Origin of the sequence: Methylobacterium sp. Leaf100 (assembly GCF_001422845.1) — a bacterium.
Lineage (GTDB): Bacteria > Pseudomonadota > Alphaproteobacteria > Rhizobiales > Beijerinckiaceae > Methylobacterium.
Map to the genome: position 1 here is coordinate 1 of NZ_LMMW01000006.1, position 19,706 is coordinate 19,706.

The window sequence follows — 19,706 nt, forward strand, 5'->3', positions numbered from 1 at the left end:
CCGCCCAGGCCGGGCGACGCTCAATCAGCGCAGGGCGCTCGTCTCAATCCGAAACCCTCGAAGCTGCCACCCATCCCGCGCAAGCGGGTTCGTTCATCCACCCAAAGCAGCCTTCGCCCTATGCCTAAACTGCCTGGAAGCGGACCGTTCCAGGGCCAGCAATAGGTTGGTGGAGAAAAATTAAATGAGTATATATCCTCGTTGAAAACAACAAACAAAGCGCGTACTCAGGCAATTTACTACAACAATGTAGATTTATTATTGCGGCAGCGTCGATGTTATTTATGAATATCTTCCAATAATATCAATCGCCATGGCTTCATTGCTGGGCGAATAAAATATAAATTGGTTTTACGGACGATAAAAAATGGCTTAAACGAAGATATGTGTGTGCTTCTGAGGCTCGGATTTGTACGAGTTGGCAGGACCCTGGCCGGTCTTGCTGTGCTCAAATCTCTGGCTTGGCAGTGCACCGGCCGCCGGCCCAGAGCACGACTGGGCCTGCTCGCAGCGAGACATATCCGCGTCGACGGTAGAACGATGCACACCCGGATCTCGGTCGCCGCCGTACCGGATGACCGCCTGCCCGTGATCCTCGTCCACGGACTTGGGATGTCGAGCCGCTATATGGTCCCGCTCGCAAGGCATCTGGCCCCACACTTCCGGGTTTATGCACCCGATCTTCCCGGCTTCGGCTTAAGCGATAAGCCCGCCAGGCGCTCACGGTGCGCGAACTTGCCGATGCGCTGGCGGCCTGGACGAACGCAAACGGGGTGGGGCGAGCGGCCTTCGTCGCCAATTCGCTCGGCTGCGAGATCCTGGTCGAACTGGCTCTCCGACATCCGCAGCTCGTCGACCGGCTCGTTCTGCAGGGGCCCACGCCTGACCCGGAGGCACGCAACCTGATCCGGCAAGCTGTCGGGTTCTTCGCCATCGCGCCGTTTGAGCGCTGGTCGCTCGCCTGGGTGGCGCTCACCGACTATGCCCGTGGCGGGATCGGACGCTACGCGCTGACCTTGCGCAGCATGGTCGACAATCGGATCGGGGAGAAGGTGTTTTGGGTGACGCAGCCGACGCTCGTGGTTTGGGGGCACGCGTGACTACATCGTCCCCCATGCATTCGTCGTGAGCCTCGCCGACTCCCTGCCTGATGGCTGTCTTGCCGTCATCGAGGGAGCAGCCCACGGGATCAACTACTCGCATCCAGAGGCGTTCACCGCCATCCTTCTTCCGTTCCTCCTCGCCGCGGGCTGCCCGGCGGTGACGCGCATCGTAGCGCATCAGTGATGGGGCCCTGCTCGATAGGCCCGCTTTCATGCACCCTGCCTGAAAACGGGCCGGCATAAATCTCCCCTTCTCGTTCAGGATAGCTGCAGTCCGCCAGCCAGCCGGAGGGGGGCCCAAACACGAGCAGGTCATCGTCCTGATGCAGGGAAGGCAAGAAGGGTGGTATTGCTTAGCTCAAGGGACGCCGCCTGCGGCGAGGCTTCAAACGAGAGGATGAAGCTGCCGATGCCCAGGCAGCCCGCAGCCGAGGATCAGGCCAGCGCAGCGCGCATCGTCGCGCTGCGGAAATCCCGAGGCTTGAGCCAATCCACCCTAGAGCGTTTTCGGGCTGCGCTGAATCGGGCGGGTGGGGTTCACGCGAAGCTGTTGGGCTGATTCACTGATCGCTCTGGAGGAGGAGCGACAGATGGGACGAGCCTACAGCCAGGATCTGCGCGAGCGGGTGGTGGCAGCCGCGGCAACGACCTCGCGCCGGCAGGCGGCGGCGCGGTTTGGAGTCGGCATCGCGACCTCGATCCGCTGGATGGCCGCGCTCACGACGACCGGGACGGTGGCCGCTCGTCCGCAAGGGCGGGCGCGCCGCTCGAAGCTCGATCCGCACGAGGCATTCCTGCGCAACCTGATCGATACGAAGGTCGACATCACTCTGGAGGAGATGCGTGCCCGCTTGAAGGCAGAGCGCGGCCTGACGGTGGGGCTGGGCACGCTGTGGCGCTTCCTCGACGCACGCGATCTCACCTACAAAAACGTATGGCCCGCCCCATCTGCAAGCGGCATGTGCGAGGTGATCTGACCTGTCTGCGCCAACGTATCCGGTCTCGGGGGCGTGCCCCGGCCAAGATGGAGTTCCGTACACCCTGGTCCTCATAAAAGACACGGCGTCGAGCGCCATATTTTGTGTCAGGATCACAGGGTGCCGGTTCAACCGTCAGGCCATCTCGCTTCCACCGCCCGCAGACATCGTCGATCGCCGGGCCGGGCCGCCCTGGCGATCGATCTCGTTTAGGCCGCCACAGGCTGGCTGACCCTGGCCGCGTAGCCCTCGCCGGAGCGGAGTACCGCCCATGCGATCCTGGCCAACTTGCCGGCGAGCGCCACGACGACCTTGTTCTTGTGAGCACGGCCGACGAGGCCACGCAGCCAATCGCCGATCAGGGTCTGGCCTGCCGAGAGCGACGGCAGAGCCGCCCGCGCCCCGTGGATCAGGAGCGTGCGCAGGTAAGTGTTGCCCCGCTTCGTGATGCCGAGGAGCCTTGGTTTGCCGCCAGTCGTCGCTTGCCGCGGTACCAAGCCCAGCCAAGCCGCGAGATCACGACCGGATCGGAATGTCTCGCCCGTGCCGATTGCGGCAACCAATGCGGTCGCGTTCAGCGCCCCGAACCCTGGAATGCTGACGAGGCGCCGTGCAGCCTGGTCCTCGCGGGCCCTGGCTACGAACTCGGTCGTCAGCGCAGCAACACGGCGATCCAGCTCGCCCCGTTCCAGGAGCACGGCGCGCAGCTGGTTGATCAATGCCGTCCGCTGTCCAACGAGGCGCGTCCGGGCACGATGAAGGATCTGCGCGTCCAGCTGCGCCTCGCTCTTCAACTCGACGAAGCGCATTGTCGGCCGGGTCGCGGCCTCTGCGATCGCTTCCGCATCCCGCTCGTCGTTCTTCTGCGCTTTGACGTAGGGCTGGACGTACTCCGGCGACATGAGTCGGACCTCGTGGCCCTGCTCCCGCAGGACGTGGCCAAGGTGGTGAGCGCCGCAGCACGCCTCCATCGCCATCGTGCAAGCCGGCAGTTTGGCGCCCAGCCGGACAACGCCGTCTCGCGTGAGTCTCCGCCGAAGGACGACACGGCCCGTCTCGTCGAAACCCGCGACGCTGCAGCTATTCTTACCGAGATCGATACCCAACACGGTGATCGCCATCGCTCTCTCCTCTCCCCAGACCACGCCAGCTTAGCGCCGACGCCGAAGGAGGGGCGGGCCATCCCATAAAAGACAGCTCACGCCGCCGAGCAGGATCGCCCGGACGTGAAGGCCGCGCGTGAGGCGTGGTTCGAGGGCCAACTCGATCTCGACCCTGCGCGCCTCGTGTTCCTCGACGAGACCTGGACGGCTACCAACATGGCTCGCACCCGCGGACGGTCGCCCCGTGGCGAACGGCTGCGCTCACCCGTGCCGCACGGCCATTGGAAGACCACGACCCTGGTGGCGGGCCTGCGCCTGTCCGGGATCGCTGCACCGTTCGTGCTCGACGGGCCGATCAACCGCGACACCTTCCAGGCTTACGTCGATCAGGTCTTGGTGCCTGAGCTTACCCCCGGCGACATCGTCGTCATGGACAACCTCGGCAGCCACAAGGGCCCGGAAGTGCGGGCGGCGATCGAGGCGGCAGGCGCGCGGCTGTTGTTCCTGCCGCCCTACTCGCCCCACTTCAACCCGATCGGGGGCTACCCCGACCGACGAGTCGGTTGGGGACCCCTCAGATGGCGTTCTCGAAGCTCAAAGCACTGCTCCGCAAGGCGGCCGAACGGGTCCGCCATCGGGCGATTGATCGACGCCGTCAGACCCGACGAGTGCATCAACTTCTTCGCCGCAGCAGGATACGAACCAGATTAAACCGAAAACGCTCAAGAGCGCTACGCAATCTTCAGTGGGAAAGGGAACGCTCCCCGTCGCGCATCGTGACGCTCGTCGCCTCAACCGCGCGCCCGGCCGAAGTCGGAAGACCACGCGGTCATCGACATCTCCGACTGCCGGGGATCCGTCGCGTTCGGACAAAGCGACGACTTCGTCGGATCGAAACGTTGCGAGGTCGATCGGTCGCCCTCACGGCTCCGGACCTCGATCCCGGACAGACCGTGAAGCACTGCGAACGCCGCCCGCAATCACGGGCGGCGTCGATCAGCGTTCGTCAGCCCTGGACCAGCACGTTCCGGAACTGCCACGGGTCGGTCTCGTCGATGTTCTCCGGGAACAGGCCCGGGCGGCCGGTCAGCGGGGTCCAGTCCGTGTAGACGCCGACCACTGGGCCGAGATACGGCATCTGCACTTCGAGGCAGCGGCGGAAGTCCATCTCGTCGGCCTCGACGATGCCGGACTCAGGGTTCTCGAGGGCCCAGACCATGCCGGCGAGGACGGCCGAGGTCACCTGAAGGCCCGTGGCGTTCTGGTAGGGGGCGATGCGGCGGGTCTCCTCGATGGAGAGCTGCGAGCCGAACCAGTAGGCGTTCTTCTCGTGACCGTAGAGCAGCACGCCGAGTTCATCGATGCCGTCGACGATCTCGGTCTCGTCGAGGATGTGGTGCTTCTCCTGGACGACGGCGGCCTTGCCGAACATCTCGTGCAGGGACAGCACGGCGTCGTCGGCCGGATGGTAGGCGTAGTGGCAGGTCGGCCGATAGGCGGCGCGCTCACCCTCCAGCACCGTATAGTAATCCGAGATCGACACCGCCTCGTTGTGGGTCACGAGGAAGCCGAACTGCGCCTGGGCCGTCGGCGTCCACGAGCGCACGCGGGTGTCGGCGCCGGGCTGGAGCAGGTAGATGGCGCAGCGCGACCCCTTCTCCTGATCGCGAGCGTTGTCCGGACGCCACGTCTCGTGGGTGCCCCAGCCGAGTTCGGCCGGCTGGTTGCCCTCGGAGACGAAGCCTTCGACCGACCAGGTGTTGACGAAGACACCCCGGGGCTTCGGGTTCTTGGCGCGCTGGGTATCCCGCTCGGCGATGTGGATTCCCTTGACGCCGACTTCCTGCATGAGCTTCGCCCAGCCGGTCCGATCCGTCGGCTCCGCGGTCTTGAGGCCGATGTCGTTGGCGATGTTCAGAAGCGCCTGCTTGACGAACCACGACACCATGCCGGGATTGGCGCCGCAGCACGACACGGCGGTGGTGCCGCCGGGGCTGGCGGTGCGGGCATCGAGGATGTCCTGGCGCAGGGCGTAATTTGTGCGGTCACCCTGACTCTTCGACTTGTCGAAGTAGAATCCGGGCCAGGGCTCGGCGACGGTGTCGATATAGAAGGCGCCGAGCTCGCGGCACAGTTCCATGATGGCGCGGGACGAGGTGTCCACCGAGACGTTCACGCAGAAGCCCTGTCCTTCGCCCTCCGTGAGGAGCGGCGTCAGGATCGCGCGATAATTCTCCTTGGTCAGCGCCACCTGCTCGAAGCGCAGGCCATGCTGGTCGGCGAGCGCCTTGTGGGCATCGGACGGCTCGACGACGGTGAATCGGCTCTTGTCGTACGCGAAGTGGCGCTCGATCAGCGGCAGGGTGCCGCGTCCGATGGAGCCGAAGCCGATCATCACGATGGGTCCGGTGATGCGGCCGTGGACGGGCCAGGCGGTGGCGGCTTCGGTCATGGGCAGGCACTCCTAACAACTTGCTCGGGCGTCGCGATGCGCGCGGGTGGCCGACGCACCTAGCCGGCACAGATGACGCGCACGCGACGGGCTCAGTGGCGGCTGGCGTCCGGCGGGTCAACCACGTCCAGCTCGGTTCCTAAGAGAGCGTGAACCCGTCCATGCTCTCACCGCAGCCTTGCATCCCACTCGGCGGGATTGCGAGCCTCGGGACGTGAGCCGATATTGCACTGCAACAAAGCCGGAGGACGCGCCGCCCCATCGAACCCAAGGACCCCAGCCATGCTCGCAATCCTCACCGCAAACCTGCCCGCCCAGGCGGAAGAGCCCATCGACCGCGATCCCGGCATCATCACCCTGACCGCCGCTCTCCTGCGCGCCCTCAGCCGCCAGCGGGATGCCGCCTTCCGCCGCCGCTGCGATCTCGCCGGACAGACCAATCCCAATCGTTAGGACGAACCACCCCGACGTCAGGCTACCCGTCGTCGCGACGCCGCACCGGCGTCGCCGAAGGCCGGGGGCGGAGCGTCCGCATCGCCCCATGCGCCGGTCGCGCGCACGATGCCCTGGGCACCATCGAGGCCGCCCTGGCGGAGATTGAGCCCGAGGAAGCGCTCGCGCTCGAACGGACCCGGCATCGATAAGCCCGCCACGAGTTCCGGCGTGAAGCCGAAGCGCGCGTAGTACGGCGCGTCGCCGACCAGCAGCACGGCGCCGTGGCCGAGAATCGTCGCCCGTGTGAGCGCATGGCTCATCAACGTCGCACCGAGGCCATGGCCCTGAATTTCGGGATCGACCGCGAGGGGCCCGAGCAGGAGGGCCGGCCGGCGAAATCCGGCCTCGACGTGCCAGAGACGGACGGTGCCGCAGACATGACCGTTATACTCGGCCGTGAACGCGAGTCCCTCGGCCGGAAGCCGGCCTTCGCGCAACCGCTCGGAGGTCTTCAGGCGTCGGGCAGCGCCGAAGCACAGGTCGAGGAGATGCTCACGGGCGAGAACATCGCCCGAACGTTCATGGCGGATCTGAAACAAGGCCACACCCTTTCCCGAAATCTGGGCGGGGGACGAACGATCCTCGCGTCGGGCACGGGCCCTCGGTTCGGGATGAGAACGCGGACGATCGAAGGTCGACCGTCCGCGATGCTGGTAGTCCGAATCAGATGACGAATTGCTGAAGGGGCGGGAAGCCGTTGAACGCCACAGCCGCGTACGTGGTCGTGTAGGCGCCAGCGCCCTCGATCAGCACCTTGTCGCCGATGGAAAGCGAGACGGGCAGGGGATACGGCACCTTCTCGTAGAGCACGTCGGCCGAATCGCAGGTCGGTCCGGCCAGCACGCATGGGCTCGTGCGATCCCCATCGTGATCCGTGCGGATCGCGTAGCGGATCGACTCGTCCATGGTCTCGGCCAACCCACCGAACTTGCCGATGTCGAGGTAGACCCAGCGAATCTCGTCCTCGGCTTGCGACTTCTTCGAGACCAGCACGACTTCGGCCTCGATCATCCCGGCATTGCCGACCATGCCGCGGCCCGGCTCGATGATGGTTTCGGGCAGGTGGTTGCCGAAGTGCTTGGTGAGCGCGCGGAAGATCGCGTCGCCGTAGGATTCCACGCCCGGCACCGCCTTGAGGTACTTGGTGGGGAAGCCGCCGCCGAGGTTGACCATCGACAGGGTGATGCCCCGGTCGGCGCACTCGCGGAAGATCGTGGAAGCGGAGGCCAGCGCTCCGTCCCAGGCTTCGGTGTTGCCCTGCTGCGAGCCGACGTGGAACGACACACCGTAGGCGTGCAGGCCCTGGCGGCAGGCATGCTCCAGCACGTCCACGGCCATCTCGGGCACGCATCCGAACTTTCGCGATAAGGGCCATTCCGCGCCTGCACCGTCGCAGAGGATCCGGCAGAACACCTGCACGTCCGCGGCCTCGACACCGGCGGCCTCGGCGGCCCGGGCGATCTTCTCGACCTCGACTTGGCAATCGACGGCGAACAGGCGCACGCCGAGCTTGAGGGCGCGGCCGATGCAGCGTTCCTTCTTGATGGTGTTGCCGAAGGAAATCCGGTCGGCGGTCGCGCCTGCGGCGAGCGCCATCTCCACTTCGACCACCGAAGCCGTATCGAAGCACGAGCCCATCTCGGCGAGCAGCCGCAGCACTTCCGGCGCCGGATTCGCCTTCACGGCGTAGAACACCCGGGTGTCGGGAAGCGCGCGGGCGAAAGCGGTGTAGTTGTCGCGCACGACATCGAGGTCGAGAACCATCACGGGACCTTCGTCCTGGCCCATGTCACGGCGCGCGCGAAGGAAGTCGCGGATGCGATCGGTCATGCTGTTTCCAACCCACAGGTTCGCAAGCGCCCTCGCGTGGGGCGCGCTGTCGAATGTCAGGACGACGTGAGTCGTCCGGCGTCTGGGATCGATGCGACGCGGCGCGCGGCGTGCTTTGGAGACACGCTGTCGAGCGCGGGCGCAAACGCTCCCGGAAGCTGCCTTGGATTGGAAGGGAGATCCCCACCGCACGCCGGGCAAAGAGAAACAAGCCTCTTCGGTGCCGGCCTTTGGAGGGCCGACGAGACCAAAAAAGCCCGTTCGTCGTTGCTTTAAGCTGCGTCCCCCGTGGAGAGCGGGGTTCGCCGGTTTCGCCTCCGGCTGCCGGTTGTTGTCGGGGTCCGGTGTCGCCACCTGGATGCCGGCCGTAGGGAATCCACCCTATCGACCATCGATCCTTTAAGACCCCTGGCGGCTGTCCGGCAGTTGGCCGGATGCCCACCAACCGACACGCGGCCACAGGCACGTGCGAAATTGGGCAAGGGCGATATACGAGCATCGCGTTCCGGCGACAAGAAAAAACGCGGATCTTTTCGACGCGACAGGGTCGCGGACCGCGAATGTTGCACAAACGCCGCGTCGGCCTCCACGGCCTCTTTCCAAGCCCGGGCTGACGCGCCATCAAGCGGTCCATTCACCCTTCGACGGCCGTATCAGGGCGCAGGATCATGACAGAACCGAACCGCCGCGCCGTCATCACCGGTTTGAGCGTCACGAGTCTGGCCGCCACCGGGCTGCTCTCCGGTGCCGCGTCGGCGCAACCGGGCGTGCCGCAGCCCTTTGGTTTTGCCGACGTGGAGCGGCGGGCCCGCGACTTGTCGAAAGTACCCCACGCCGCGAAAGCGCCGAACCTGCCACCTGCCATCGCCAGGCTCGACTACGATGCCTGGCGCGATATCCGCTTCAAACCCGACAAGGCGTTCCTGGGCGCCGAGGGCAGCCCGTTCCGGCTGCAATTGTTCCACCTCGGCTTCCTGTACGATCGGCCCGTCACGGTGAACCTCGTGCGGGGCGGCGTCGCCACTCCCATCGCCTATCAGGCGAGCCTGTTCGACATGGGCCGGACCAAGGTCGACAAGCCCTTGCCGGTGGATCTTGGATTCGCCGGCCTACGCATCCACTCCTTCCTCAACAGCCCGAGCCTCCTCGATGAGCTCATCGTCTTCCTCGGCGCCAGCTACTATCGCTTCCTCGGCCGCGATGAACGCTACGGCCTGTCGGCGCGCGGGCTCGCGGTGAACGTCGAAGGCGAGGGCGGACCGGAGGAGTTTCCGGTGTTTCGGGAGTTCTGGGTAAGCATGCCGGAAGCGAACGCCGATGCCCTCGTCGTCGATGCGCTCCTCGACGGCCCCGGCCTTACCGGTGCGTTCCGGTTCACTGTGCATCCGGGGGACGAAACCACGGTGGCGGTGCAGACTACGCTCTATCCCCGCACGGACCTCACCACCCTCGGGCTGGCGCCGCTGACCTCGATGTTCTTCATCGGCGAGAACGACCGGCGCCATTCCGACGATTATCGGCCCGAACTCCACGATTCCGACGGTCTTCAGATCGCAGCCGGCAGCGGCGAGTGGCTGTGGCGCCCCCTCGACAACCCGAAGGAGCGGCGCATTTCGAGCTTCTTCGACACAGACCCGAAGGGTTTCGGCCTGCTCCAGCGCGACCGGCGCTTCGAGAGCTATCAGGATCTGGAAGCGGCCTACCATCGCCGGCCCGGTTACTTCGTCGAGCCCGACGGGGCCTGGGGGGAGGGGGCGGTGATGCTCATGGAACTGCCCACAGATACGGAGACCAACGACAACATCGTCGCCTGCTGGCGCCCACGCCAGCCCTACGCGGCCGGCGAGGCGGTGCGCTTGTCGTACCGCGTGCGCAGCGTCGGCGGCGACCCCCTCCATCCCGGGGCCTGCGTGGTCAACACCTTCGGGGCGGCGGCGATTGCCAGCGGCACCGCCAAGGCGGACGAGGTCAAGGGTGCGCTGAGCCGCCGCTTTCTCGTCGATTTCGCCGGCGGCGATCTCGCCTACTACGGCGCCGATCCGAGCCGGGTCGAGGTGATCGCCAGCGCATCGAACGCCAAGGTGACGGCGACCTCCCTCGTCGCCAATCCGCATACGGGTGGCCTGCGCGCGGCCATCGACGTCACGGTTTCCACCCCGGGTCAGGAAACGGATCTGCGGGCCTTTCTGCGGGCGGGGGGACGGACGCTCTCGGAAACCTGGGTCTATCCCTGGATCGCCGCGTGAGCGCGGCCTTGCCGTTGCTCGATACCACGCCCGCCATCGCGATCCGCCCGGCGCGGATCGAGGATCTCGATGCGCTCGTCGCCCTCGAACATGCCGCTTTCTCCAGCGACCGCGCGGAGCGTCGGGCGATCCGTCACGCCATCCGCTCGCCCAGCATGACGGTTCTCGTGGCCTTGGCCGATGACGGGGAGGGGCCCGCGATGCTGGTGGGCGCCGCGACCCTGGAGCGCCGACGGGGCAGCCGCAACGCGCGGCTCTCCTCCATCGCCGTCTCGCCCGCGCGCGCCGGACTCGGGCTCGGCGGTCTCGTCCTCGATGCGGCGGAGGCGGACGCACGCGCCCATGGCTGCACGCACCTGCGCCTTGAAGTCCGCGCAGACAACGGCGCCGGCATCCGGCTTTACGAGCGCAGGGGCTACACGCGCTTTGCCGTGATCGAAGACTATTACGAGGACGGCATGGAGGCCTGGCGCTACGTCAAGGCGCTGTAGGCCGACGCGAAACGTAAAAACCCGCCCTGACGAAAGCCAGGACGGGTGTTGTGGACTTGTCATGCCCCGGCATCGCGCCGGAGCGGACGGATCAATCGCAGACTTCCTTCGTGACCGTCTTGCGGTCGCCGACGTCGTTTTCCTTCGTCACGGTCTTGGTGGCGCAGCCGTCGGCGCTCTCGCGGGTCTCGACGGTCTTGCGCTCGCTCGCGGGCCGCTCGACGACCACGTCCGGCGCATCGCGGCGGATGATTGTGGTCTCGGCCTGGGCCAGGGCCGGAGCACCGACGAGGAGCGCTAGGGTGGTGGCGGCGAAGAGGGTGTTGCGCATGGGGACCTCCGTGTCGAAAACGTCGGCATCCAACGACGAACCAAGCGGGACCGTTCCCCGATCCGCGCCTGTTCTTGCGCAATTCTCCCGTTCTGACGCAGGTCTCCCGAATTTTTGGCGCGCTTCAACCTTCGATGCGCGAGAAATCCGCGACTTCTCGCGTCGCCGCCCGCAAGGCGTTGAGAAGGGCGAGGCGGTTTTCGCGCAAGGCCGGATCGTCCGAATTCACCGTCACCTTCTCGAAGAACGCGTCCACGGGGGCGCGGAGCGTCGACAATGCCTGCATGGCGCCGGCGAAATCTTCCTGCTCGACCGCCGCCGAGGCGGCTGACCGCGCCGCCACGAGGGCTTCGGACAGGGCGCGCTCCTCGAGCTCGCCCCGTGCGGCGAGCGCCGCATCGGGCACGGCCTCGTAGGGCCGCCCGTCCTTCTTCTCCTCGATCCGCAGGATGTTGGCCGCGCGCTTGTAGCCGGCGAGCAGGTTTTTTCCGTCGTCGGTCTCCAGGAACTTGCCGAGGGCCTCGACGCGGCGAACCACCATCAGGAGGTTGTCTTGTCCCGGCAGGGCGAAGACGGCGTCGATGAGATCGTGGCGGGCGCCCTGGTCACGGAGGTAGACTTTCAGGCGGTCGGCGAAGAAGGCGAGGAGATCAGGAAGATACTGATCTTCCAGCTTCTCAGGAGCAGAAACACTCTTCTGGGAAAATCCGAAATCGGCGGTGTCGAAGTATTTCCGCAGCGGCAGTTTGACCTGGCGTTCATTGATAAGCCGAATGACACCCAGCGCGGCACGACGCAAAGCATAAGGGTCTTTGCTGCCGGTCGGCTTTTCGTCGATGGCCCAAAAGCCGACGAGCGTATCGAGCTTATCGGCGAGAGCCACTGCGACGGCGACCGGATCGGTCGGCACGCGATCGGACGGGCCGACCGGCTTGTAATGGTCCTCGACCGCCGCCGCGACGCTCGGGTTCTCGCCCTGCAAAGCCGCGTATTTCCGGCCCATGAGGCCTTGAAGCTCAGGAAACTCACCGACCATCTCGGTGACGAGGTCGGCCTTGGCGAGGCGGGCGGCGCGCTCGGCGAGGTCGGGATCGGCGCCGACCAGGGGTGCCAGTTCGCGCGCGAGCGCCGCGATCCGCTTGACCCGCTCGCCCTGCGTGCCGAGCTTTTCATGAAACACGATCGAATCGAGCTTCGGCAGCCGATCCTCCAGCTTGATCGCCTTGTCGGTCTCCCAGAAAAACTTGGCATCCGACAGCCGCGCCCGCACTACCCGCTCGTTGCCGGCCGTGATGGCGAGCCCCCCGTCGCTGGCGACTAGGTTCGAGGTCAGGATGAAGGCCGGGGCCAGGCGTTCGGCGCCGGGCTCGCGCAAGACGAAACACTTCTGGTTGGCCTTGATGGTGGCGCGAATGGCCTCGGCCGGAATGTCGAGGAAGGCGGGGTCGAAGGTGCCGAGCAGCACCACGGGCCATTCCACGAGGCCCGCGACCTCTTCGAGCAGGCCCTCGTCCTCCACGAGTTCGAGGCCGCGCGCGAAGGCGAGATCGCGGGCGTCGTGCAGGATGATGTCTTTGCGCCGATCGGCGTCGAGCACGACCTTGGCGCGCTCCAGGGCGGCGACGTAATCGTCGAAGCGGCGCACCTCGATGGCGTCCGGTGCGAGGAAGCGATGACCGTAGGTGGTCGTCCCGGCCACGATCCCGTCGACGTCGAACGGCACCACGTCGGGCGTCTCGGTCTCCGGCCCGAAGGTGGCGACGATGGACTGCAGCGGGCGCACCCAGCGTAAACTGCCGGGCTGAGCCGAAGCCTTGCCCCAGCGCATGGATTTCGGCCACGGAAAGCTGCGGACGATCTGGGGCAGGATCTCGGCCAGCACGTCGAGGGTTTCGCGGCCGGGCTTCTCGATGATGGCGACGTAGAATTCGCCCTTCTTCGGGTCGGAGACGATGATCGCCTGGTCGAGGCTGGCGAGGCCCGCACTCTTGAGGAAGCCCTGGACCGCTCCGTCCGGCGCGCCGACGCGGGGGCCCTTGCGCTCCTCGCGCACGTCTTTGCCGCGGGGCGGCAGGCCGGCGACGTGAAGGGCGAGGCGGCGCGGCGTCGCGAAAGCCTTGGCGCCATCGTAGAGAAAGCCGCGCTCGACGAGGGCATCGGTGACGAGCTTGCGCAAGTCGTCGGCCGCGCGCCGCTGCATGCGGGCGGGGATCTCTTCGGAGCGCAGTTCGAGGAGGAGGTCGGGCATGGGATCAGGCGGCGTCCGAGATGATTTTTCGAGGGTGTCGCTGGCGCGGCGGGAGCCGCCATCGACGTCGAGAGGCCAAGTCGCGGTGCGGCCCTCGGATCAGGCCGCGCCACCCCCGGCCGTCTTCAGATACGCGGCCCCGCAGGCCTTGGCGAGTTCGCGCACCCGCAGGATGTAGCTCTGCCGCTCGGTCACCGAAATCACGCCGCGGGCGTCGAGGAGGTTGAAGACGTGGCTCGCCTTGATGCACTGGTCGTAGGCCGGCTGCGCCATCCGGTGCAGCCCGGCCTCGCCCTCGGGGGCCCCGGCGTCGAGGTAGGTCCGGCAGGCCTTCTCCGCATCGGTGAACTGCCGGAACAGCATGGCGGTGTCGGCGGCCTGGAAATTGTGGCGCGAATATTCCTGCTCCGATTGCAGGAAGACGTCGCCGTAGGTGACCTTGTCGTCGCCGATGCCGCCGTTGAAATTGAGGTCGTAGACGTTCTCGACACCCTGGACGTACATGGCCAGGCGTTCGAGCCCATAGGTGAGCTCTCCCGCGACCGGAGAGCATTCGACGCCGGCCACCTGCTGGAAGTAGGTGAACTGGCTCACCTCCATGCCGTCGCACCAACATTCCCAGCCCAGCCCCCAGGCACCGAGCGTCGGACTTTCCCAATCGTCCTCGACGAAGCGGATGTCATGGAGCTTGAGATCGACGCCGATGGCGTCGAGGGAGGCGAGATAGAGCTCCTGCAGGTTCGGGGGATTCGGCTTCAGGATCACCTGGAACTGGTAATAGTGCTGGAGCCGGTTCGGGTTCTCGCCATAGCGCCCGTCCTTCGGCCGGCGCGACGGCTGGACGTAGGCCGCCTTCCAGGGCTTCGGCCCCAGCGCCCGCAATGTCGTGGCCGGATGGAAGGTGCCCGCGCCCACCTCCATGTCGTAGGGCTGCAGGATCACGCAGCCCTGAGCGGCCCAGAACCGCTGCAGCGTCAGGATCAAGCCCTGGAACGAGGTCTGGGGCGCGAGATCGACGGCGCTCGACAGGTGGCTGGCGCTCGACATGGGCAATCCGGTCCGTGAAGGGGCGGCCAGCGTTTAAGAGGCGGGTCGGGGGTGTCAAGCGATGCCGGTGCGCGGGCGCACGCAATTTCGCCCCAATTCCGTCGGGTAGCCGGAACTGTCACGCTCACTGCCAAGTTGAGGCAACAATCAGGCAGTCTTCGCCGTCGCAGACCGACGGGCGACCATTTGGATCAACGCGCCATGCGCTCGTCTTTCGCAGTCTTCGCCGCCATCGCCGCCGCTTCGCTGGCTGCCACGCCCCTCGTGATGGGTGCCTCGAACGCCTTCGCGACGCAGGACTCCACCAACGTCGTCGCGATGCCGGCCCTCGTCACGCCCATCGACGTCGTCACCGTGCCGGCGCCGGTCCAGGCCGAGACCTGCACCCGCAAGGTTCGGGTGGTCTATGCGGGTTACGGTTCCGAGGGCTGCGCCCGCTAAAACCGCTGCAACGGCCGATCAGAGACCGTAGCGCGCCCATGCGGCGCGCTCCTCGATGACCGCCAGAGCCTCGGCGGCAAGACCGTCTGCCGCCAGACCGGCGGTGCTTCCGGGGTTCGCGCGCCGCAGCAGGCGGGCGATGAGTGAGCCGCGCTTCTCGGCCACCATGACGAGTTGGACATCCTCGCCGAAGCGCGCCCGAAGGGTCGAACGCGCATCCCCCAACCCGTCGACGAGGCCGAGGCGCAGGGCCTGACGTCCGGTCCAGACGGCGCCGGTGAACAGGTTCTCGCCATTGAAATCGAGGCTCGGGCGCCGGCCCCGCACCAGGGTGGTGAACAGGTCCTGCACATCGGCCTGGATCTGCTTCAGTCTGACGATATCGTCGGGATTTTCCGGCCGGAACGGATCCAGCATCGCCTTGGCCTCGCCCTGGGTGTGGACGCGGCGCTCGACCCCGAGGCGTTCGATGAGGCGATCGAAGCCGAACCCCGCCGAGACAACCCCGATTGATCCAATGAGGGACGTCGGATCGGCGACGATCTCGTCGGCTGCGCAAGCGATCATGTAGCCGCCGGACGCGGCGATGTCCTCGACGAAGGCGTAGACCGGCAAGCCCTTCTCCGCCGCGAGCGCCCGGATGCGCTGGTGGATGAGGTGTGACTGCGCCGGCGACCCGCCTGGCGAATTGATGACCAGCGCCACCGCCGCGACGTGCGGCATGGAAAAGGCCTGTTCCAGGGGACCGGCGAGCCCGGCAATGGAGAGCCCCGCCCGGAACGGCGAGGCGGCCCCGATGGCGCCGTTGAGGCGGACCACCGCCACCCGTGGCTTGCGCTTGCGCCAGCGCGCCGGAAGGAAGGCCCGCAGACCGGTCGGAATCGTGAGCGCCATCGTGTCTCGCTGGGATTTCGGGGAACCGGGCGCCGGATAGTCCCGTGCCGTTCCCGCAGAGATGGTGCGCCGATCGGGCTTCGCCAACGCGGCTTAGCAACGGCGACCCGTCGTCAATCCTGGCTCGGCCGCGTGCCGATCCAGGCCTTACCGGCGTTGAGTGCGGCCAGGATCGGCGTGAACGCGCCGTCGGCATCGTGCAGCACGAGGGGCGTCAGCAGGCTGAACGGCGCGCGGCTTCCCTTCACGGCGGTGATCAGGACCCGGATCGCCGGCTCCCCGGCCCGCGCCTGGACCGGCCGGACGCCGATGCCGCCGAAGCGTCCCCGCAGGGCGTCGAGGCAGTCCGGCAGAGCATCGGCCCGGTGGATCAGACCGAGATGCCCCCGGGGACGAAGGATCTCGACGCAGGTTCGCAGCCATCCGTCGAGTGAGCCCATCGGGAAAGTATGGGCGGCGGCCTTGTCGGCGATGGGAGAGATGCGGTGTCGGCCAGCCTCGAAATAGGGGGGGTTGGTGAGAACGAGATCGCAGCATTCCGGGACGAGGCCGGCGGCGCGGCGCGCACCACCTTTGGCCAGGACGTCCGCCGCGACCACATCGACCCGACCGTCGAGACCGTTGAGCGTCGCGTTGAGGCGAGCGAGGTCCGCGAGGGCAGGATCACGCTCGACGAGGAGCATGCGGCAGGTCGGAGCACGCAACGCGACGGCGAGCCCCACCGCCCCCGTCGCCGCGCCGACATCGCAACACGTGGCACCCGGTGCGGGTCTGAGGAGCGCTGCCAGCAGCACCGCATCCGTGCCGGCCCGATGAGCGCCGCGGTCGGGCTGATACAACTGGAGGCGGCCGCCGAGCCACGCATCGGGGGAGCGCGGCTCAGGCGTCGCGCAGTTCATGGGCAAGACCCGCCTCCGTCAGCAGGCGGCGAGCCTGGGCAGCGTGATCCGCCGGCACGAGGAGCCGGCGTGCGAAGGCCCCGATGGAGCCTTCCAGACCGCTCATGTGACCGTCGGCGACGAAGGCCGGAATCTCGGCGCTCGCGAGAAGGGATTCGGCGAAACCGATCAGGACGATGTCGTTGCTGCGGATGAGTTCGGTCATCGCGGTTCCTGGAGAGGGAGAACGGTTCGTCCCCGTTCCTTCCGGCCCTTGCGGCATGGTGCATGTTGCAGCGCCTCCGAGCCCATGCGATGGGGTGCCGCACGGAAGTCGGTCGCGCAAGACGGGGTTTGGTGTTCGGGTCGGCCGGTTGCGGCGCGCCCGCATCGAGCCTGTCGGGTTGGGAGGCAGCGGGGATTGGGCGTCGTAATACCCTTAGAGGACACTCGTCCCGATCCGGAGGCGAGCCTGACGGACCTCGTGGCCCTCGTCGCCGCGGGGATGGAGCGCGTCAACGCGACCATCCTGTCGCGCACCGGATCGTCCGTGCAGATGATCCCGGAAGTCGCCAATCACCTGATCGCGTCCGGCGGCAAACGCCTGCGTCCGATTCTGACCCTCGCGACGGCGGACCTGTGCGCCTACGCGGGCGACGGGGCGGTCAAGCTCGCGGCCAGCGTCGAGTTCATGCACACGGCGACCCTGCTGCACGACGATGTGGTGGACGAAAGCGACATGCGTCGCGGCACCGTCGCGGCCCGGATCAAGTGGGGCAACGAGGCCAGCGTGCTGGTCGGTGACTTCCTCCTCGGCCAGGCGTTCCGGATGATGGTCGAGGTCGGCTCGCTGAAAGCCCTCGACATTCTGTCGGCCGCCGCCACGGTGATCGCCGAGGGCGAGGTGATGCAGCTCGCCGCCGCCAAGAATACCGAGACGACGGAGGACGAGTACCTCGCCGTCATCCGCGCCAAGACCGCCGAACTGTTCGCCGCCGCCTGCGAGGTCGGGCCAGTCATCGCCGAACGTCCCCGGGCCGAGCAGGCTGCGTGCCGCGCCTACGGCATGAACCTCGGCATCGCCTTCCAGCTCGTGGACGACGTGCTGGATTACGGCGGCACCAGCGCCAGCCTCGGCAAGAATGTCGGCGACGACTTTCGCGAGGGCAAGATCACCCTGCCGATCGTGCTGGCCTTCCGCCGCGGTACGGACGCGGAGCGGGTGTTCTGGAAGCGTGCGCTGGAAGACGGCGACGTCTCGGACGACGATCTCGCCACCGCGCTCGCGATCCTGCGCCGGCACCGCGCCCTCGAGGACACCATCGAGCGAGCCCGGCATTACGGCGCCATGGCCCGCGACGCTCTCGGGCTTTTCCCGAAAAGCCCGATGAAGCAGGCTTTGCTGCAGGTCGTGGATTTCTGCATCGCCCGCGCGCACTGAGCGCGGAGGCGGTGCGGAGCTTTCAGGCGGCGACCGCTTTCGGCAGCGTGAGTTGGTCCTTGCCGGTCTCCGCGATGACGATGTTGCCGGCAGCGTCAGACCATTGGGTCAGCAGGCCGTCCGTCGTCGCCTTGTTCATCGGTTTGCCGAACAGGTAGCCCTGCCCGTAGGTGCAGCCCTGATCCGCGAGCCAGCCGACGCTCGACGCGGTCTCGATGCCCTCGGCCGTGGTCGAGAGGCCGAGGCTCGATCCGAGGGCGATGATGGCATCCACGAGCTTGGCCCGATCCTCGCCGAGGGGAATCGAGGCCACGTAGCTGCGGTCGATCTTCAGCTTGTCGAACTGCAACTCGCGCAGGTGGTAGAGGCTCGAATAACCCGTGCCGAAATCGTCGAGGGCGATACGCACGCCGAAGTTCTGGAGGGATTTCAGGGCCACCCGCGCGGATTCCAGATCGTTGACCAGGGCGGTCTCCGTGATCTCGATCTCGAGACGGCCCGGGGCGAAGCCGGTCTCCGTCAGGATCGCGAGGATACGCTCCGGCAGCTGCTTGTCCTGAAGTTGCAGCGGCGAGATGTTGACGGCGAGTTGCAGGTGGCCGGGCCACGACCGGGCGTCGGTGCAGGCCTTGCGCATGAGTGCCCAGCTCAGGTCGGCGATCATGCCGGTCTCTTCGGCCAGCGAGATGAACTCCGCCGGTCCCAGAAGGCCCTGCTCGGGATGGCGCCATCGCGCAAGCACCTCGAATCCAATCAGCTCGCGGCCGGGGAGTTGCACCACGGGCTGGTAGAACGGCTCGATCTCGCCGCGCTCGATGCCGAGGCGCAGATCTGCCTCCATGCGGGCCCGAACCTTCAGGGCGTGGCCCATGTCGAGATGGAAGAACCGGAAGTTGCCGCGGCCTTCGCGCTTGCCCTGATACATGGCGACATCGGCGGCATGCAGGAGCGAGACGGCATCGGAGCCGCTCTCCGAGGCGAGGGCGATGCCGATGGTGGCACCGACCTCGACCCGGCTCTGCTCCCAGACGACCGGCTTCGACAGGGCGGAGATGATCTGCTGGGCGAACCGGGGAACGGCTTCGCTGTCCTCACCGTAGTCGATCATGACGACGAATTCGTCGCCGCCGAGACGCGCGATCAATCCGCCTTGCGGAACCAGGGCGCGCATCCGATCGGCGACGGCGCAGAGAACGGCATCACCCGCAGCATGGCCATGGACGTCGTTCACGGGTTTGAAGCGGTCGAGATCGATCAAGAGAACGGCGATGGCAGCCGGGCCGGGCCTCGACAGCCGAACGTCCAGGGTCTCCTTGAAGAACCGCCGGTTGGCGAGGCCTGTCAGCGCATCGTGCCGAGCCGCGGATTCCGCGCGATCGCGGGCGAAATCCCTGGCCATCATGGCCTGACGAAGCTTGAACGACTTGCGGATCGAGGCGACCACCAGGCCGAAACACATGCAGATCGCGAGCATGAGAAGGTCGTGGAGGTGATGAAAGGTCGTGAAATGCAGGAGGTAGTCGAACATCCCGAGCTGGGTGCCGGCAATCCAGATGCAGACGCCGATCATCATGAGGCACAGGGCCTCACGCAATTCCCCTTCGCCCCATGAGGCTTGCTTCATCTGACCCTCTGCCAATTCCTCAGAGTGACAGTGCCGACAAGACCCTTTCGTCTCGGTAAAAGACCGACTGTTCTGCGGACTTTGACCAATATTTCGTGGGCGATG

17 protein-coding genes and 3 pseudogenes are annotated in these 19,706 nt (G+C 66.6%); 9 read left to right on the forward strand and 11 right to left on the reverse strand.

The genetic code is table 11. The annotated features are described in order from the left end of the window. Window positions 1-540: 540 nt before the first annotated feature. From ASF25_RS23870 to ASF25_RS05775, 3 genes and pseudogenes are all read left to right on the forward strand, one after another. Window positions 541-708: pseudogene (locus ASF25_RS23870) on the forward strand (alpha/beta fold hydrolase); the annotation flags it as partial. Window positions 709-725: 17 nt separating this feature from the next. After that, a complete protein-coding gene (locus ASF25_RS23520) occupies window positions 726-1,100 on the forward strand; it encodes an alpha/beta hydrolase (RefSeq protein ID WP_280137328.1) in 375 nt (124 codons plus the stop codon). 593 nt (window positions 1,101-1,693) lie between these two features. Then, window positions 1,694-2,032: pseudogene (locus ASF25_RS05775) on the forward strand (transposase); the annotation flags it as partial. Window positions 2,033-2,289: 257 nt separating this feature from the next. On the opposite strand, the gene ASF25_RS05780 reads toward ASF25_RS05775, so the two are convergent. Next, on the reverse strand, window positions 2,290-3,201 hold the full coding sequence (locus tag ASF25_RS05780; RefSeq protein ID WP_056303845.1) for an IS110 family transposase: 912 nt from the start codon (window positions 3,199-3,201) through the stop codon (window positions 2,290-2,292). A gap of 69 nt (window positions 3,202-3,270) precedes the next feature. On the opposite strand from ASF25_RS05780, the pseudogene ASF25_RS05785 reads away from it, so the two are divergent. Continuing rightward, window positions 3,271-3,894: pseudogene (locus tag ASF25_RS05785) on the forward strand (IS630 family transposase); the annotation flags it as partial. Between the two features lie 295 nt (window positions 3,895-4,189). Here ASF25_RS05785 and ASF25_RS05790 read toward each other — a convergent pair. Continuing rightward, the gene (locus ASF25_RS05790) at window positions 4,190-5,635 is read right to left on the reverse strand and encodes a saccharopine dehydrogenase NADP-binding domain-containing protein (protein ID WP_056167382.1); all 1,446 of its coding nucleotides are present in this window, start codon (window positions 5,633-5,635) and stop codon (window positions 4,190-4,192) included. Window positions 5,636-5,917: 282 nt separating this feature from the next. Between ASF25_RS05790 and ASF25_RS23190 the strand changes: the two genes are divergently transcribed. Then, window positions 5,918-6,088 (forward strand): hypothetical protein, encoded by a 171-nt coding sequence (locus ASF25_RS23190; protein WP_200918694.1) that lies wholly within the window; start codon window positions 5,918-5,920, stop codon window positions 6,086-6,088. 17 nt (window positions 6,089-6,105) lie between these two features. Here the strand turns inward: ASF25_RS23190 and ASF25_RS05795 are convergent, their stop codons facing one another. Both ASF25_RS05795 and ASF25_RS05800 read right to left on the reverse strand, forming a co-directional pair. Next, window positions 6,106-6,669: an N-acetyltransferase gene (locus ASF25_RS05795; RefSeq protein WP_056303915.1), complete on the reverse strand. Its 564-nt coding sequence runs from the start codon at window positions 6,667-6,669 to the stop codon at window positions 6,106-6,108. Between the two features lie 124 nt (window positions 6,670-6,793). Then, window positions 6,794-7,960: a type III PLP-dependent enzyme gene (locus tag ASF25_RS05800; protein ID WP_056167385.1), complete on the reverse strand. Its 1,167-nt coding sequence runs from the start codon at window positions 7,958-7,960 to the stop codon at window positions 6,794-6,796. A gap of 668 nt (window positions 7,961-8,628) precedes the next feature. Between ASF25_RS05800 and ASF25_RS05805 the strand changes: the two genes are divergently transcribed. Continuing rightward, on the forward strand, window positions 8,629-10,206 hold the full coding sequence (locus ASF25_RS05805; RefSeq protein WP_056303847.1) for a glucan biosynthesis protein G: 1,578 nt from the start codon (window positions 8,629-8,631) through the stop codon (window positions 10,204-10,206). Continuing rightward, a complete protein-coding gene (locus tag ASF25_RS05810; RefSeq protein WP_200918695.1) occupies window positions 10,203-10,697 on the forward strand; it encodes an N-acetyltransferase in 495 nt (164 codons plus the stop codon). Before ASF25_RS05805 ends, ASF25_RS05810 begins: the two co-directional genes overlap by 4 nt. 91 nt (window positions 10,698-10,788) lie before the next feature. Here ASF25_RS05810 and ASF25_RS05815 read toward each other — a convergent pair whose 3' ends face one another. The 3 genes from ASF25_RS05815 to ASF25_RS05825 form a co-directional block, all read right to left on the reverse strand. Continuing rightward, window positions 10,789-11,028 carry a hypothetical protein gene (locus tag ASF25_RS05815; RefSeq protein WP_056167736.1) on the reverse strand — a complete coding sequence of 80 codons (240 nt, stop codon included), beginning with the start codon at window positions 11,026-11,028 and terminating at the stop codon, window positions 10,789-10,791. Window positions 11,029-11,152: 124 nt separating this feature from the next. Next, on the reverse strand, window positions 11,153-13,276 hold the full coding sequence (gene glyS, locus ASF25_RS05820; protein ID WP_056303848.1) for a glycine--tRNA ligase subunit beta: 2,124 nt from the start codon (window positions 13,274-13,276) through the stop codon (window positions 11,153-11,155). Between the two features lie 99 nt (window positions 13,277-13,375). Next, a complete protein-coding gene (locus tag ASF25_RS05825) occupies window positions 13,376-14,323 on the reverse strand; it encodes a glycine--tRNA ligase subunit alpha (RefSeq protein WP_056167394.1) in 948 nt (315 codons plus the stop codon). Window positions 14,324-14,524: 201 nt separating this feature from the next. Between ASF25_RS05825 and ASF25_RS05830 the strand changes: the two genes are divergently transcribed. After that, window positions 14,525-14,764 carry a hypothetical protein gene (locus ASF25_RS05830; RefSeq protein ID WP_056167396.1) on the forward strand — a complete coding sequence of 80 codons (240 nt, stop codon included), beginning with the start codon at window positions 14,525-14,527 and terminating at the stop codon, window positions 14,762-14,764. Between the two features lie 18 nt (window positions 14,765-14,782). On the opposite strand, the gene ASF25_RS05835 is transcribed toward ASF25_RS05830, so the two are convergent. From ASF25_RS05835 to ASF25_RS05845, 3 genes are all read right to left on the reverse strand, one after another. Continuing rightward, window positions 14,783-15,658, reverse strand: a complete 876-nt coding sequence (locus ASF25_RS05835; RefSeq protein WP_056303850.1) for a S49 family peptidase — start codon at window positions 15,656-15,658, stop codon at window positions 14,783-14,785. Between the two features lie 113 nt (window positions 15,659-15,771). Further along, window positions 15,772-16,557 (reverse strand): methyltransferase, encoded by a 786-nt coding sequence (locus ASF25_RS05840; protein WP_056303852.1) that lies wholly within the window; start codon window positions 16,555-16,557, stop codon window positions 15,772-15,774. Next, a complete protein-coding gene (locus ASF25_RS05845; RefSeq protein ID WP_056261169.1) occupies window positions 16,538-16,762 on the reverse strand; it encodes a DUF2007 domain-containing protein in 225 nt (74 codons plus the stop codon). The genes ASF25_RS05840 and ASF25_RS05845 overlap by 20 nt, the downstream gene beginning before the upstream one ends. Before the next feature lie 195 nt (window positions 16,763-16,957). Here ASF25_RS05845 and ASF25_RS05850 point away from each other — a divergent pair, with 195 nt between their 5' ends. Beyond that, complete coding sequence (locus ASF25_RS05850; protein WP_056167409.1) at window positions 16,958-17,977, forward strand: polyprenyl synthetase family protein; 1,020 nt, start codon at window positions 16,958-16,960, stop codon at window positions 17,975-17,977. 22 nt (window positions 17,978-17,999) lie between these two features. Here ASF25_RS05850 and ASF25_RS05855 read toward each other — a convergent pair whose 3' ends face one another. Continuing rightward, window positions 18,000-19,601 carry an EAL domain-containing protein gene (locus tag ASF25_RS05855; protein WP_056303854.1) on the reverse strand — a complete coding sequence of 534 codons (1,602 nt, stop codon included), beginning with the start codon at window positions 19,599-19,601 and terminating at the stop codon, window positions 18,000-18,002. Window positions 19,602-19,706: the final 105 nt, after the last annotated feature.